Raw genomic sequence first — 15651 nt, forward strand, 5'->3', positions numbered from 1 at the left:
TTAGCGGACTTTCTTATTTTTCACCAAATTGGTTATTTCATTTAACATTTCAACTTGGATATTCTGAATTTCTAATAATTCTTGTTGCTGATGAGTCATTAAATGATCAATTTTTTCATTCAACAAACGAATCTCCAGTTCCGATTTCAGATTGATTAAATAGTCTTTCTTTGATCTTTCACGGTCCCTTTCTTCTTGTCTATTTTGACTCATCATGATCACTGGAGCCTGTAAGGAAGCTATGCAGGATAGTATCAAATTTAGTAGGATAAAAGGATAAGGGTCAAAACCTTTGTTCAAAAACAAAAATACATTTGTTATGATCCAAATAGCCAAAAATATAAAAAAGGAAATGATAAAACTCCAACTGCCTCCAAAGGTAGCTACTTGGTCTGCTATTTTTTGCCCTAAGGTTAATTCGCTATTCTCATCCATGTCTACCGCTTGGGTAATCAAATGATGTTCAGCTTTATTCTTTTTTACACTTTGTTCTAAGGCACTTAATTCTCCGGTTTCTTTTTTTAGAAAATCTGATAGATAAATTTGACGGAAGATATTCAGCTCTGTGATGGATAGATAATTTTCATCACTAAAATTGGGGTAATCTTTTTGAATTAATTGTAAAATCCCCTCTTGAATGTTACTTCCCTTGACCATCTCAGTGGTGGGGTAAATTTTTTTTGATAGATCGCTAATGAATGTTTTTGGTCGCATAAGTTAATGTGAGATGGCTTCTTAATGATTAACCTTTAAATTATAAATTTATTCAGGAAATTAGTTAAAAAGCTCTTGATTATTTATTTTTGCACCTCATTGATTAATTCAATGCGGACTTGTAGCTCAGTTGGTTAGAGCATCTGACTCATAATCAGGGGGTCCATGGTTCGAGCCCATGCTGGTCCACCCCACATATAAAACAATACCTTGGAAACGAGGTATTGTTTTTTTATCTCAAGTTTGAAGGTTTATTGATTTTTTTGTCCTAATTATGAAAAATTAATGGGCAAAAATTCATTTTTATGAACCGTCAAGAATTTCTACAAAAATCCAGCATTCTTTTTATGGCTAGTCAATGGCATGTTCCGGCATCCTCTGAAACGAATTGGGCAGGTAATTTGACCTATTCGGCTAAGAAAATAGTCTATCCAATTAATTTGGAACAATTGAAAAAGGAGGTACTATCTACCAAGCATGTGAAAGGACTTGGTTCAAAACATTCTTTCAATACCATTGCCAATACGACAGGTACCTTAATTTCTACCTCCAAATTGGATAAATTGATTCGGATAGATCGCCAAAAAATGTGGGTTTGGGTAGAAGCTGGAATTAAGTACGGTACTTTAGGAATTTTATTGGATAAGGAGGGTTTTGCTCTTCATAATTTAGCTTCTTTGCCTCATATTTCCGTGGCTGGTGCTTGTGCTACTGCCACCCATGGTTCTGGTGATAAAAATGGTAATCTTTCTTCTGCTGTGAGAGCCATTGAAATCATGAAAGCGGATGGGACTTTGCACCAATGGGAGCAAGGGCATCCTGATTTTCCTGGTACCGTGGTAAATATTGGGGCTTTGGGTATTGTGACTAAAATGGCCTTGGCCATTCAGCCTAAATTTGAGGTCAGTCAGTTTGTCTTTGAGAATCTATCTATGGATAAGTTGAAGGAACATTTTGATGAAATTTACCAAGAGGGATATTCGGTAAGTATGTTTACGCATTGGGAGAACGAAAACATCAACCAATTGTGGATTAAGAAGAGATCGGATGCTAAAAATTTGCATCCCTTGAAAGAATTTTTTGGTGCTTCAGCTGCTACCAATAATTTACATCCAATTAAGGTGAATTCACCCATTAATTGTACAGAACAGATGGGCGTTTCAGGTCCGTGGTATGAGCGTTTACCCCACTTTAAGATGGGATTTACTCCGAGTAATGGGGACGAGTTACAAGCCGAGTATTTTATTCCCCGAAAATACGCTTTTCAAGCCATTATGGCTGTAGAGGCTATACATGCTGAGTTTGCGCCTTATTTATATGTTTCAGAAATTAGAAGTATGGCCGCGGATGACCTTTGGTTAAGTCCTGCTTATCAGCAAGATACCATAGCTATTCACTTTACTTGGAAGCCAGATACTCCCCATGTCATGGCGGTTTTACCCAAGATTGAAGCAGCCTTAGAACCCTTTGAAGTGAAGCCGCATTGGGGTAAATTATTTACTTTAAGTCCAGAGAAATTGCATGCACGTTATCCTAAATTTAAGGATTTTCAAGCCTTAGCCAAGCGTTTAGACCCTCAAAGGAGGTGGAGAAACGAGTTTTTGGAGAGGAATTTGTATTGACATACCATGTACCATAATTATTAACCCATGTAATCACTTCTGTGTGAGGATATGGGAATAGAAAAATGGGAAATCCTTATAGACTTAAAAATCTATATCCATTTTGAAAAAGCGGGTTAAGTGGTTTTGCTCAAATAAATTCCTCCATAATTGTCTTTATGTAGATTAGTCAGGTAAGGCAAAAGCAACATACTGATTGTTCTTGGGTGTGCCTAACTTGGTACCTCCGCATGCGATGACTATAAATTGTTTACCCTTCACCATGTAGGTGGAGGGGGTAGCAAAACCCGCGGCGGGTAATGTAGTTTCCCAAACTAGTTTTCCTGTTTTTGATTCATAGGCACGGAATTTAGCATCCTTGGTGGCAGCAATAAATAATAGACCATTTTCAGTCAATAATGGACCTCCATAATTTTCAATTCCTGTATTTTTGATTCCCTTTTTGGCCAAATCGATATCTTCACCTAACGGAATTTTCCATAGATATTCTCCCGTATTCAAATCTATAGCATTCAAGGTTCCCCAGGGTGGACTAATACCTGCCTTGCCCTGTTTATCTAAAAATTTATTGTATCCCGTCATTCGATATGGAATTTTTGAGGCCGTTGATTTTATGTTAGTCGTGATTTCTTGTTTATCCTCATGACCTAAAAATGACAACAAAGCATCTATTTCCGTGGCTTTAAGTTGGGTAAATCCAGGCATCATGCCTTTGCCTTGTTGAATAATTTGTTTCACAAAGGCTTTATCTTTTCTTTGGAAAATATCCACTAAAGTAGGGTAGCCACTTTGTATATTTCCTTTTAGGTTCGCCCCATGACAACTTTGGCAGTTGTTTTGATATAAGCTTTTGGCTAAACTGATTTTATGCTTTTGTTTATTAGCTTGATTTTCCATTTTCTGTATCCAAGCCATTTCATTGCTATTGATGTAAATGATTCCTGCTTTAGGGTCAGCCGCGGCACCGCCCCATTCTCCACCTCCATCAAAACCTGGTAAAATCAAAGTTCCCTTTTCACTTGGTGGGGCGTACCATGCTCTTTTTAAGGCCTTTAACTGTTGGCTAAGTTCTGCTTTGTTTTCTGCATAAGGATTTACGTCCTTAGGGCTAATTTCATCGGATTGGCGAGCATAAGGAGCTGGTTTTAAGGGATAGGGCTGGCTAAACCATGCTTTTTCTCCAGGCAACCCATTCACAGGAACTTTTCTTTCTACAATGGGAAATAGCGGTTTACCATTGCTTCTATCAAATAAAAACACAAAGCCTTGTTTGGTAATTTGCGCCACAGCATCGATATACTTTCCTTGATGCTTCACCCGAATTAAGTTAGGGGGAGCAGGTAAATCTCTATCCCATAAGTCGTGGTGTGTGGTTTGAAAATGCCAAATTCTCTTTCCCGTTGTAGCATCTAAAGCAAGTAAACAATTAGCGAATAAATTACTTCCGGGTCTATTTCCTCCCCAAAAATCATAGCCTGCCGATCCAGTAGGTACGTAGACAATTCCTTTCGATTCATCTAAGGCCATACCTGCCCAGTTATTGGCGGCCCCCACATACGTATTTTGATAGGCATCTTTGGGGAAAGTGGAATAACCATATTCACCTGGGTAGGGTATGGTGTGAAATGTCCAAGCTAATTTTCCTGTTTTTACATTAAATGCTCGGATATCACCCGGTGCGGCATCTTCTCCTTCCGACAATCTCAATGGCATGATGATTAAATCTTTGTAGATAGTTCCCGGAGTATTGGATACTAAAAATTTATTTTTGGCATTTTCTGGTAAACCTTCGTGTAAATCTATTTTCCCTCCTTGACCGAAAGAGGAAATAGGCTTGCCTGTTTTTGCATCGAGAGCCCATAAATTAGGACCTGCGGTAAATAAAATACGGGATTCATGTCCATCTGACCAATAACTTACTCCCCGACTAGTGCTTGCCCAATTTTTCAAAGGATCGCCAAATCGCCAAATTTCTTTACCCGTGCTAGCATCAAGCGCAAATGCTTGCACAGAGGCATTTACACTATAAAGAATCCCATTGATAATGATCGGATTGGCCTGAATTTGTCCAGAATCTCCACTAGCATAGGTCCATGCGACTTGTAATTGATGCACATTTTGAAGATTGATCTGTTTTAATGTAGAGTAGTGGTTTCGATTATTTCCACCCAAATAGGAAGGCCAATCTTCATCACTAGAAACAATTTTAAGACGGTTGAAAGCGCTTAATAAGGTAACAATCAGTATAGAAGTTAGAAGGAGTTTGTTTTTCATAGGCTTAATTTAATAATTAATAGGACTTACCTTAGCCATACTTGAATTGTTTTTTTCATTTCTTCTATTACATTAGGGCTCTTAATTTTTTAATTCAGCTATTTTGATTGATTAAATGGTGGGAATTTTATTTCTACATCTTTTAATCATTAGAAAATATCAGTTTAGAGCCTTTAAAATTTTATTTTAGATACTTTAATATTCACTTATATGGGTTCATTGCTAGGATTGTTTTTTCATAGTTTGGGAGGTTTTGCTTCGGGTAGTTTTTACATTCCTTACCGAAAAATTGAGGTGTGGTCTTGGGAAAGTGCCTGGATTGTGGGTGGTGTTTTCTCTTGGATTTTAGTACCTTATATTGCAGCTTATCTAACTGTACCAGACTTCATGTTGATTATACAAGAGGCCAGTTCTTCTACCATATTTTGGACCTATGTTTTTGGCGTTTTATGGGGTATCGGAGGTTTAACTTTTGGTTTAGCCATGCGATATCTGGGTATGTCATTGGGTATGTCCATTGCCTTGAGTTTATGTAGTATTTTCGGAGCATTGGTGCCGCCTATTTACCGAGAATTGTCTGGAATGGAGGGAATAACCATTTCTCAGATAGCCGGCAGTTCTGGTGGTCGATTGGTCTTATTGGGAATCGTTGTTTGTATTTTTGGTATTTATCTCTGTGGTAAGGCTGGGATGATGAAGGAGAACGAGTTGTCTGATGAACAAAAGAAGGAGAGTATCAAGGAGTTTAGTTTGGTGAAAGGTTTAGTGGTAGCCACTATTTCAGGTTTACTGAGTGCTTGTTTTAATTTTGGAATTGAGGCCGGAAAATTGATGGCGGTCGAAGCTGTAGCTAAAGGAAGTGATCCTTTGTTTCAAAATAATGTCATATTTATCGTGGTACTTTGGGGTGGATTTACAACCAATTTTATTTGGTGTATGTACCTGAATTTTTCCAATAAGACTTTTGGAGATTATTTAAATGCTAAATCATCTTTGAGAAAGAATTACACTTTTGCGGCAGTGGCAGGTACTACTTGGTTTCTTCAATTCTTTTTTTACGGAATGGGAGAAAGTAAATTGGGCAATGGAGCTAGTTCATGGATATTACATATGGCTACCATCATTTTGACTTCTAATTTTTGGGGTCTGTATTTCAAAGAGTGGAAGGGTGTTTCAAAGCAAACATTCAGGACAGTCTTAGCGGGAATTGTCGTAATTTTGATTTCTGTAATTATTGTGGGTATAGGTAATTCTTTATAAATGAGTCATTCAAATATTCTTGACGTAATCCATATCGATGAGTTTTCATCCACCCCTAAGTACCAGCAATTGGCAAATTCCATTATTGAAGGTATTCGCAACAAGCGTATTAAAAAAGGAGAAAGTTTACCATCAATTAATGAGGTAAGTTTTGAGTATTATATATCTAGGATTACCGTAGAAAAGGGATATAACTATTTGAAGTCCAAAGGAGTCATTGATTCTGTCAGGGGCAAAGGCTTTTTTATTAAGATTGATAAATTACCTGTCGACTTTAGGATTTTTCTGCTTTTTAATAAGTTAAGTGGTCACAAAAAGTTAGTCTATGATTCATTTGTCGAAGCGATGGGAGAGAATGCCACCATCGACTTTTATATCTACAATAATGACTTTAACTTATTCAAAAAGATAATCCAATCACGTGATCGTGATTATTCGCATATTGTGATTATTCCACATTTTATGGAAGGAGAACAAAGCGCCAGGGAATTAATCAATCAATTACCCAAGGAGAAATTAATCTTGATGGATAAATTGCTTCCAGGTATTCAAGGGAATTTTGGGGCAGTTTATGAAAATTTTGAGAAAGATATTTATTCCGCTCTAATTCAGGCAAAAGATGATTTGAGTAAATATCATGTCATCAAAATGATATTTCCGAATACCTCCTATTATCCTCAGGAAATTATAACGGGTTTCACCAATTTTTGTCGAGATTTTGCTTTTGATATGGAAGTTGTCTCCTCGGCTGCGGCTATTACACCGGAAGTTGGGGAAGCCTATATCAACGTGATGGAAGATGATTTGATTTTACTCCTAGAGAAAATACTAGAAAAGGAATTGATTTTAGGTGAAGATGTCGGTTTGATATCCTACAATGAAACCCCACTTAAACGCTTGCTTTTTAAAGGTATAAGTACGATCTCAACAGACTTTGCTCAATTAGGAAGGACGGCTGCCGAATTAATCAAAACCAATTCTAAAGTACACATAGAAAATCCTTTCTGTTTAATTTCTAGAGCTTCTCTTTAATAAGGTAGTGCCCAAATTTTCTATGGCAAATCTCTGTTTTTGAGCCAATATATCTTGGTGTTTCCCCAAAAAAGTAGCATTTTTGTAGCTTGATTTAGGTAAATAATTAATTATTAGAATAATGAGCAATACTCCCAGCACCCTTTTTGATAAAGTTTGGGACTCCCACGTCGTTCGAAAGATCGAAGATGGTCCAGATGTTTTTTTTATAGACCGTCACTTCATTCATGAGGTAACGAGTCCAGTGGCGTTTTTAGGTTTAGAGACACGTGGTATAGGTGTGTTGTTTCCTGAAAGAACATTCGCTACTGCAGACCACAATACCCCAACGATTAATCAGCACTTACCAGTGGAGGATCCATTATCCGCCAACCAATTGTTGCAGTTAGAGAAAAACACCGCTAAATATGGTATTTCTCATTGGGGATTAGGTAATCCAAAAAATGGAATCGTTCACGTGGTAGGACCTGAAAATGGTATTACTTTACCAGGCATGACCATTGTATGTGGTGATTCCCATACTTCTACTCATGGTGCATTTGGAGCTATAGCCTTTGGAATTGGTACTTCAGAAGTAGAAATGGTGCTTTCTTCACAGTGCATTATGCAGTCTAAACCTAAAAAAATGGTCATTAACGTGAATGGTCAATTAGGTAAAGGAGTTACACCCAAAGATGTAGCATTATATATTATCTCTAAATTAACTACTTCGGGTGCCACGGGTTATTTTGTGGAGTATGCAGGTGATGTTTTTAGAAACATGACCATGGAGGGTAGAATGACCGTATGTAATCTTTCCATTGAGATGGGAGCTCGTGGGGGTATGATCGCACCAGACCAAACAACTTTTGATTACATCCAAGGTCGTGAATTGGCACCTAAAGGTGCAGATTGGGATAAGCAATTAGCTTATTGGAAAACCTTAAAAACGGATGAGGGTGCAGTTTTTGATCAGGTAGTGAATTTTGACGCGGCTGATATTGAGCCCATGATTACCTATGGTACTAACCCAGGTATGGGTATCGGTATTTCCAAGCATATTCCAACGGCTTCTGAAGTTGAAGGTGGTGTTGCCACTTACGAGAAATCCTTGGATTATATGGGTTTCACTGAAAATGATGCCATGATTGGCAAGAAAGTGGATTATGTCTTTATAGGGTCATGTACAAATGGACGTATCGAAGATTTTAGGGCTTTTGCTTCCATTGTGAAAGGGCGTAAGAAGGCGGATCATGTTACCGCATGGGTAGTTCCAGGTTCACATATTGTAGAGAAACAAATCAAAGACGAAGGAATCTATGATATTTTAACCGAAGCAGGTTTTGAGCTTCGTCAACCTGGCTGTTCAGCATGTTTGGCCATGAATGATGATAAAATTCCTGCTGGTAAATATGCAGTAAGTACTTCGAATCGTAATTTCGAGGGGCGTCAGGGTCCAGGTGCTAGAACTTTATTGGCTAGTCCTTTGGTAGCTGCAGCTGCTGCTGTAACTGGAGTAGTAACTGATCCAAGAGAATTTTTATAAGTTGTTTAAAATTAGACCATTATGGCTTACGATAGTTTTAGTGTATTAAGAAGTTCTGCTGTTCCATTACCTATTGAAAATGTGGATACAGACCAAATCATTCCAGCTCGTTTTTTGAAAGCAACTGAGCGTAAAGGCTTTGGGGATAATTTGTTTAGAGATTGGAGATTTGATAAAAATGATCAGCCTAAGTCTGACTTTGTGTTAAATAATCCTTCCTATCAAGGAAAAATTTTAGTGGGTGGTAAGAATTTTGGATCAGGTAGTAGTCGTGAGCACGCCGCTTGGGCTATTTATGATTATGGTTTTCGTTGCGTTGTTTCTTCATTTTTTGCGGATATTTTCCGTGGTAATGCCATCAACGTAGGTATTTTACCTGTTCAAGTGAGTCCTGAATTTTTGCATCAAATTTTCGAAGCCATCGAGAAAGATCCCCAAACGGAATTAGAAGTCAATCTTCCTGAGCAGCGTATAACTATACTGTCAACCGGAGCTTCAGAGAGTTTTGAGATCAATGGGTATAAAAAACATAATTTATTAAATGGTTTCGACGACATAGATTACCTACAAGCTATGAAGGACGAAATCGTATCATTTGCTTCCAATCGTTAATTCCTTGAGACGACATATTGAAATCATGGATACCACCCTTCGTGATGGTGAACAGACCAGTGGGGTATCCTTTTCGGCTAGTGAAAAATTAACTATTGCTCAATTGCTTTTAACCGAGTTAAAGGTTGACCGAATTGAGATTGCTTCTGCGCGCGTGTCTGAAGGTGAATTCCAGGCAGTTAAGAAAATTACGGATTGGGCATCAAAAAATGGTTATTTAGACCAGGTGGAGGTGTTGACTTTTGTGGATGGGGGAACTTCCGTGAATTGGATGTTGGATGCTGGTGCTAAAGTGATGAATCTTTTGACTAAAGGTTCTTTGAACCATTTAACATTTCAATTAAAAAAGACTCCCGAACAGCATTTTGCTGAGGTAAAAGCGACCATTGAATTAGCCCTTTCTAAAGGCTTAAAGGTAAATGTTTACTTGGAAGATTGGTCAAATGGTATGCGTAATTCCAAGGAATACGTGATCTCTTATTTAGATTTTTTGAGTCAATTACCTGTGGATCGTGTTTTGTTACCTGATACTTTAGGTGTTTTGATTCCTTCCGAAGTTGCTGCTTTTATTTCCGAGTTGGTTGCACGTTATCCATCTTTTCATTTTGATTTTCATGCGCACAATGATTATGATTTGGGTACTGCTAATGCATTAGAAGCTGTTAGAAATGGTGTGCATGGATTGCATTTAACGGTAAATGGAATGGGAGAGAGAGCTGGAAATGCACCTTTAGCTAGTGTCATTGCGGTTCTAAATGATTATCAGAAAGATGTGGAAGTGTCTGTCGACGAGAAGACGCTTTATTCAGTCAGTAAATTAGTAGAATCTTTTTCTGGATTTAGAATTCCAGCCAATAAGCCGGTCGTGGGTGAAAATGTGTTTACGCAAACGGCTGGAATTCATGCAGATGGAGACAAAAAAAATAATTTATACCACAATGATTTGATGCCTGAGCGTTTTGGTCGTGAACGAAAATATGCATTAGGCAAAACCAGTGGGAAAGCCAATATTGAAAATAATTTGGCCCAATTAGGCATTCATTTGTCGGATGAAGATTTAAAAAAGGTAACCCAAAGAATTATTGAATTAGGGGATCGTAAGGAAGTAGTAACGCCTAATGATTTGCCCTATATCATTTCCGATGTATTGGATAGTCCAACGACAGAAGAAAGGGTACAAGTGTTAAATTATGTGCTGACGCATTCCAAAGAATTACGACCTTCGGTGACTTTGAAGATTTCCATAGATGGCAAAATATATGAAGAACATGCCCAAGGAGATGGTCAATACGACGCCTTTGTTAATGCTTTAGAAATTATCTTTAAAAAGAATGGTAAGGAATTAGCTCAATTACAAGATTATGCGGTAAGAATTCCTCCAGGGGGTGATTCTGATGCTCTTTGTGAAACCATCATTACTTGGTCTCACCAAGGTAGAGAATTGATTACCAGGGGATTAGATTGCGATCAGACGGTTTCTGCCATAAAGGCAACTCAAAAAATGTTGAATTTGATTTAGTAAAATACAAACATAAAAATGGCTAAGAAGCATATATTAATTGTTCCAGGAGATGGAATTGGACAAGAAGTTACCGCTGTAGGTAAGAAGGTTTTAGACAAGATTGCGGCTAGATTTAATCATGAATTTACTTATGATGAAGCATTAATTGGTCACGTAGCGATCGAGGCAACAGGGGATCCACTTCCTGCTGAGTCTTTGGAAAAAATGAAAAATTCGGATGCGGTATTGTTTGGTGCGGTTGGACATCCCAAATATGATAATGATCCATCAGCTAAGGTTCGTCCAGAGCAGGGTTTATTGAAAATGCGTAAGGAATTGGGTTTATATGCCAATTTACGCCCTATCAAGTTATTTGATGAATTACTAGGAGCCTCCAGTATCAAGCCTGAGATTTTAAAAGGAGCGGATATTTTATTCTTTCGTGAATTAACAGGTGATATTTATTTTGGAGAAAAGGGTCGCAAAAATAATGGGGATACTGCTTATGATGTAGCCGAATATAGTCGTTACGAAGTTCAACGCATCGGTCGTAAAGCATTTGATGCTGCTAGAACGCGTCGTAAAAAATTAGTATCTGTAGACAAGGCCAATGTGTTGGAATCATCTCGTCTTTGGCGAGAAGAAATTCAAAAGTTAGCCTTAGAATATCCAGATGTAGAGGTAGAATACCAGTTTGTGGATGCCACGGCCATGATTTTAATCAAAGAGCCAACTCGATTTGATGTGGTTGTTACGGCAAATTTATTCGGAGATATTTTAACTGATGAAGCATCGCAAATCGCAGGATCTATGGGTATGCTTGCATCCGCATCGATCGGTGATGGAACAGGGGTTTATGAGCCGATACATGGTTCTGCCCACGACATCACAGGTAAAGGATTAGCTAATCCGATGGCCTCGGTTTTATCCGCTGCTTTATTGTTAGATATTTCTTTTGGATTGAAAGAAGAATCTGAAGCAGTTATTTCCGCCGTAGATCAGGTCTTGAAAAAGGGATATCGTACTCGAGATATCGCCAATGCAGATACGGATCCTTCTATGATTTTAGGTACTGATGCTATCGGTGAAGAGATACTTAAATTATTATAGTCATTAAATATTAGATAAATTTGGGTCCCTTGTGGACCCTTTTTTTATGTACATACCCAAATTGCTTATTGTTTTAGGCTCACCCAATACACCGAATGGTCAGCTTGGTCAAATAGCCTTAGATCGGGTTAATTATTGTTTTCATTTATTTGAACAAGAACCAAAGCCAATTTTATGCACAGGTGGTTTTGGAAATCATTTTAATTTGAGTCCTTGGCCACACGCTGAATTGCTCAAGAACAAATTGCTTCAACTAGGAGTTAATGATGACTATTTTTTGCCTTTAGCCTTGTCTGCCAATACGGTGGAAGATGCCACTAAAAGCCTGGCTATTTTACAGAATTATGCGGTGGCTACGCTTCAAATTATTACATCAAATTATCATTTGGAAAGGGTAAAACTTATTTTTGATATAATTTTATCTTCTTGGGATAGAGAGTATTTTGGGGTGGAACATGTGGCTGACTTACCTGAATTGGCATCTTTGATGGCACATGAACAAAAAGCCATTGCCCAGATAAAAAACAATGGTTTGTATTATTAGTTTTATGGATATGAAAAAAATAGTTTTCCTCCTTATTGGTTTAACCTGTTTTACGGTTACTAATGCTCAAAATAGTTCCAAAATTGAACTAACTGATTTATTGAAAATTAAGACAATATTACAACCTCAATTTTCACCTGACGGTAAACAGTACCTTTACCTACAGCAATCCATCATAGAGGATTCGGAAAGAAAGGGGGAGTATATTTATCTCACAAATTTGTATTTGGGTGATTTGAGTAATAAGGAGACTAGAGCCTTGACCTCAGGAAAATTGTCGGTTTCATCAGCCTCTTGGAGTCCTGATGGAAAATATATCAGTTTTGTTCGTCAGGTTGGAGATAAACCACAGGTATTCATATTGCCCGTTCAGGGTGGTGAGGCATATCCTATTTCTCACTTACCTTATGGTGCAAGTTCTCCTGAGTGGTCTAAGGATGGTTCCAGTCTACATTTTACATCTTCTATTTCTCCCAGGGAGTTTTTAAGCGATACTTTATACAATCGTACGGGTCAAATACCATCGTGGAACTATGAAAAGCCTGGTTTACAATGGAGTGATATTAAGCTGAAAGCAAAGGCAAATCCCGATGGTAATTTGGAGGAGATTAGGGCTTATTTATTTCAAAATGAGCGTGAGAAAAAAGCTAAAGTCATCAATCAATTAAATTTTCAGGAAGAAAATTTTACTACGAGTGACCTAAAAATGAATGCATATTTTAAGATTAAAATCTTAGAAAATGCCAAACCTGAATTATTAATTAATCCTTTTCGGAGAATTGAAGAGATGAAAGAACATGTTTCTGGGCAAAGCTACCTAGTAACTATACCATCTGATACCGTAAAGCATCCTAATCGGGTTTTAGAGAATATCATTTCGTTTTTTGATGTTAAGAATAATACCTTTAAAACATTGGTGGAAAAGCCTGGATATCGATATTCCAATCTATCTGTTTCTCCAGATGGTAAATTTTTAGCCTTTTTTGAATCCAAAGTGGGTGCTGTAGCTAACCCTGTTGCCAAAATACTAGCTTTAAATCCTGGTGCTTCTTACCAGAAAGTGATTCCTTTGGATCGTGTAATCACTCAGTGGTCTTGGGCAAAAGACGCAAGCAAATTATACTTTACAGCTCAAGATCAAGGTGGGGTTCCTTTGTATGAATTTGATATCAATTTAAATAAATTAAGAAAGTTAAGCTCTCACGAGGAGGGTGTTTTGGGATTTGATCAATTGAACCAACAATTTATCTGTGCCATGACAAAAATTTCCAATCCTTCTGAACTATACTATTTTACTACGACCGAGCCTAATCCGAGAGCATTGACACAGGGGAATGCTATTTGGCTTCAATCTAAGGTGCTTAGTTTGGCAACCAAGCATAGCTTTAAAAACAAGAAGGGTATGAATGTGGATTATTGGGTCATGAAGCCTGCTGATTTTGATCCCGCCAAAAAATATCCATTATTACTAGAAATTCATGGGGGACCTACAGCTATGTGGGGAACGGGTGAAGCTAGCATGTGGCATGAGTTTCAGTATTTTGCGGCAAAAGGATATGGAGTTGTTTATTCTAATCCTAGAGGTAGTGGAGGGTATGGTACTGAATTTATGGCTGCTAATGTAAAGGATTGGGGACAAGGTCCTATGTCGGACGTGATACAATCCTTGGATTTGGCTATAGGAGAAGGTTGGGCTGATACCACTAAATTGGCAGTAACTGGAGGCTCCTACGCGGGTTATTTGGTGACATATATGTTAGGCCATACGAATCGTTTCAAAGTAGCTTGTTCACAGAGGGGAGTATATGAATTGTCTACCTTTTTTGGTGAGGGAAATGCTTGGAGATTAGTTCCTAATTATTTCGGAGGCTATCCTTGGGAAAAGCCAGCAAGAATGATTTTGGATAAAGAATCTCCTTTGACTTATGTGCAAAATATTAAAACACCCCTCATTATTTTCCATGGGGAACAAGACCTCAGAACAGGAGTTATTCAGTCTGAAATGCTTTTTAAAAGCTTAAAAGTCATGGGTAAAGATGTAGAGTATGTTCGTCATCCAGGCGCAAACCATGAAATCACCCGTTCAGGTAACAATCGACAACGATTGGACCAGATGTTGAGAACTTACGAGTTCTTTCAGAGATATATCAAATAATGTAGAATATAAAATGAAGAAAGTAGAGTTAATGTTGGATTAACTCTACTTTCTTATTGATATATTTTTACGAAAAATATCTAAAATCTTCGTTGCCTTTCACTTTTAGTAAGCAAGCATAAATAAGGTCAATAACTGCCTCCATGTCTGATTTGGCAATCATTTCGACCGTAGTATGCATGTATTTTAGCGGTAAAGAAATCAATGCGGATGCAACACCTTCAGTAGCATAGGCAAAAGAATCAGTATCAGTTCCTGTTGATCTAGATACAGCTTGTCTTTGGAATTCTATTTTGTTTTCCTGAGCTGTTTCAATGATGAAATCACGCACATTATTTTGAACAGCGGGTCCGTAACAAATCACAGGGCCTTTGCCACATGCCATATCACCTTGAGTTTTTTTGTTATACATTGGCGATTGCGTATCATGCGTAACATCAGTAATAATGGCCAAATCAGGTTTAAGGCGCTTAACAATCATTTCTGCTCCGCGTAACCCAATTTCTTCCTGCACAGCATTGACTACATACAAAGTGTAAGGTAATTCGACTTTGTTTTCTTTGAGACGCTTGGCTACTTGCGCAATCATATAGCCACCAATTCGGTTATCTAAGGCACGGCCTACTAGATATTTGTCATTTAGTTCCATAAGGCCATCTTCAAAAGTCACCACGGTACCTACATGAATTCCCATTTCCTCTACCTCTTTTTTGTTCGATGCTCCACAATCGATAAAAATATCACTTACGGTAGGGGTTTTATCTTTGGTTGTATCACGAACGTGAATAGCTGGCCATCCAAAAATACCCTTAATTACTTGATCTTTGGTATGGATGTTGGCTCGCATAGATGGGGCAATTAAGGCGTCTGAACCACCATTTCTACGTAAAAAGAGGTAACCATTTTCATCAATGTAGTTGACAAACCAAGAAATCTCATCAGCATGTGCTTCAATAACCACGGAATATGGATTCCCTGGGTTAATCACCGCAACGGCTGTTCCGTAAACATCAATGATTTTCTCGTCCAAATAGGGTTTTAGGTAATCTAACCATATTTTTTGACCAGACATCTCAAAGCCGGTAGGGGATGCATTATTTAAATATTCGTATAAAAAGTCATTGGATTTATGTGACATAAGGGATATGTTTTATTGAATGCGCAATTTACTAAGGCTTATTTATATTTGAATTTTATCGAAAAAATAAATTTAAGAGTTTTGGAGAGCCATTTTAAAGCTTAAATTTGTAGTTATTAGTGAAAATTTATTCTAGTTAGGATAGTTTTTATCATTTTATTTGT

The 15651-nt window shown here is 37.7% G+C and carries 12 protein-coding genes and 1 tRNA gene; 10 read left to right on the top strand and 3 right to left on the bottom strand.

Annotation, left to right across the window (positions count from 1 at the left end; translation table 11 throughout):
• Positions 1-657, bottom strand: coding sequence for a DUF1003 domain-containing protein (locus ESB04_RS00365; protein ID WP_205749449.1), 657 nt, complete (start codon positions 655-657; stop codon positions 1-3).
• A gap of 172 nt (positions 658-829) precedes the next feature.
• Here ESB04_RS00365 and ESB04_RS00370 point away from each other — a divergent pair.
• Both ESB04_RS00370 and ESB04_RS00375 read left to right on the top strand, forming a co-directional pair.
• A tRNA-Ile gene (locus tag ESB04_RS00370) sits at positions 830-903 on the top strand.
• Between the two features lie 116 nt (positions 904-1019).
• Complete coding sequence (locus tag ESB04_RS00375; protein ID WP_129025111.1) at positions 1020-2336, top strand: D-arabinono-1,4-lactone oxidase; 1317 nt, start codon at positions 1020-1022, stop codon at positions 2334-2336.
• A gap of 165 nt (positions 2337-2501) precedes the next feature.
• Here the strand turns inward: ESB04_RS00375 and ESB04_RS00380 are convergent, their stop codons facing one another.
• Positions 2502-4610 (bottom strand): pyrroloquinoline quinone-dependent dehydrogenase, encoded by a 2109-nt coding sequence (locus ESB04_RS00380; RefSeq protein WP_129025113.1) that lies wholly within the window; start codon positions 4608-4610, stop codon positions 2502-2504.
• Positions 4611-4820: 210 nt separating this feature from the next.
• Between ESB04_RS00380 and rhaT the strand changes: the two genes are divergently transcribed.
• The 8 genes from rhaT (at position 4821) to ESB04_RS00420 (ending at position 14349) form a co-directional block, all read left to right on the top strand.
• Positions 4821-5870 carry an L-rhamnose/proton symporter RhaT gene (gene rhaT, locus ESB04_RS00385; RefSeq protein WP_129025115.1) on the top strand — a complete coding sequence of 350 codons (1050 nt, stop codon included), beginning with the start codon at positions 4821-4823 and terminating at the stop codon, positions 5868-5870.
• Positions 5871-6902: a GntR family transcriptional regulator gene (locus ESB04_RS00390; RefSeq protein WP_129025117.1), complete on the top strand. Its 1032-nt coding sequence runs from the start codon at positions 5871-5873 to the stop codon at positions 6900-6902.
• Positions 6903-7023: 121 nt separating this feature from the next.
• Positions 7024-8427 carry a 3-isopropylmalate dehydratase large subunit gene (gene leuC / locus ESB04_RS00395; RefSeq protein ID WP_129025119.1) on the top strand — a complete coding sequence of 468 codons (1404 nt, stop codon included), beginning with the start codon at positions 7024-7026 and terminating at the stop codon, positions 8425-8427.
• A 21-nt stretch (positions 8428-8448) separates the two neighbouring features.
• A complete protein-coding gene (gene leuD, locus ESB04_RS00400) occupies positions 8449-9039 on the top strand; it encodes a 3-isopropylmalate dehydratase small subunit (RefSeq protein ID WP_129025121.1) in 591 nt (196 codons plus the stop codon).
• A gap of 25 nt (positions 9040-9064) precedes the next feature.
• Positions 9065-10558, top strand: coding sequence for an alpha-isopropylmalate synthase regulatory domain-containing protein (locus ESB04_RS00405; RefSeq protein ID WP_129025123.1), 1494 nt, complete (start codon positions 9065-9067; stop codon positions 10556-10558).
• Positions 10559-10576: 18 nt separating this feature from the next.
• The gene (gene leuB / locus ESB04_RS00410) at positions 10577-11650 is read left to right on the top strand and encodes a 3-isopropylmalate dehydrogenase (protein WP_129025125.1); all 1074 of its coding nucleotides are present in this window, start codon (positions 10577-10579) and stop codon (positions 11648-11650) included.
• A gap of 46 nt (positions 11651-11696) precedes the next feature.
• Entirely contained in the window at positions 11697-12194 is a 498-nt protein-coding gene (locus ESB04_RS00415) for a YdcF family protein (protein WP_129025127.1), read from the top strand.
• 10 nt (positions 12195-12204) lie between these two features.
• On the top strand, positions 12205-14349 hold the full coding sequence (locus ESB04_RS00420) for a S9 family peptidase (RefSeq protein ID WP_164969551.1): 2145 nt from the start codon (positions 12205-12207) through the stop codon (positions 14347-14349).
• 67 nt (positions 14350-14416) lie between these two features.
• Here ESB04_RS00420 and ESB04_RS00425 read toward each other — a convergent pair whose 3' ends face one another.
• The gene (locus ESB04_RS00425; RefSeq protein ID WP_129025131.1) at positions 14417-15487 is read right to left on the bottom strand and encodes a M42 family metallopeptidase; all 1071 of its coding nucleotides are present in this window, start codon (positions 15485-15487) and stop codon (positions 14417-14419) included.
• Positions 15488-15651 lie beyond the last annotated feature (164 nt).

The organism is Aquirufa rosea (assembly GCF_004118285.1).
Classification (GTDB): domain Bacteria; phylum Bacteroidota; class Bacteroidia; order Cytophagales; family Spirosomataceae; genus Aquirufa; species Aquirufa rosea.

Excerpts from the sequence above, each read along its gene's own strand:
- ESB04_RS00365 (WP_205749449.1), bottom strand. The coding sequence starts at position 657 with ATGGTCAAGGGAAGTAACATTCAAGAGGGGATTTTACAATTAATTCAA.
- ESB04_RS00375 (WP_129025111.1), top strand. The coding sequence starts at position 1,020 with ATGAACCGTCAAGAATTTCTACAAAAATCCAGCATTCTTTTTATGGCT.
- ESB04_RS00380 (WP_129025113.1), bottom strand. The coding sequence starts at position 4,610 with ATGAAAAACAAACTCCTTCTAACTTCTATACTGATTGTTACCTTATTA.
- rhaT (WP_129025115.1), top strand. The coding sequence starts at position 4,821 with ATGGGTTCATTGCTAGGATTGTTTTTTCATAGTTTGGGAGGTTTTGCT.
- ESB04_RS00390 (WP_129025117.1), top strand. The coding sequence starts at position 5,871 with ATGAGTCATTCAAATATTCTTGACGTAATCCATATCGATGAGTTTTCA.
- leuC (WP_129025119.1), top strand. The coding sequence starts at position 7,024 with ATGAGCAATACTCCCAGCACCCTTTTTGATAAAGTTTGGGACTCCCAC.
- leuD (WP_129025121.1), top strand. The coding sequence starts at position 8,449 with ATGGCTTACGATAGTTTTAGTGTATTAAGAAGTTCTGCTGTTCCATTA.
- ESB04_RS00405 (WP_129025123.1), top strand. The coding sequence starts at position 9,065 with ATGGATACCACCCTTCGTGATGGTGAACAGACCAGTGGGGTATCCTTT.
- leuB (WP_129025125.1), top strand. The coding sequence starts at position 10,577 with ATGGCTAAGAAGCATATATTAATTGTTCCAGGAGATGGAATTGGACAA.
- ESB04_RS00415 (WP_129025127.1), top strand. The coding sequence starts at position 11,697 with ATGTACATACCCAAATTGCTTATTGTTTTAGGCTCACCCAATACACCG.
- ESB04_RS00420 (WP_164969551.1), top strand. The coding sequence starts at position 12,205 with ATGAAAAAAATAGTTTTCCTCCTTATTGGTTTAACCTGTTTTACGGTT.
- ESB04_RS00425 (WP_129025131.1), bottom strand. The coding sequence starts at position 15,487 with ATGTCACATAAATCCAATGACTTTTTATACGAATATTTAAATAATGCA.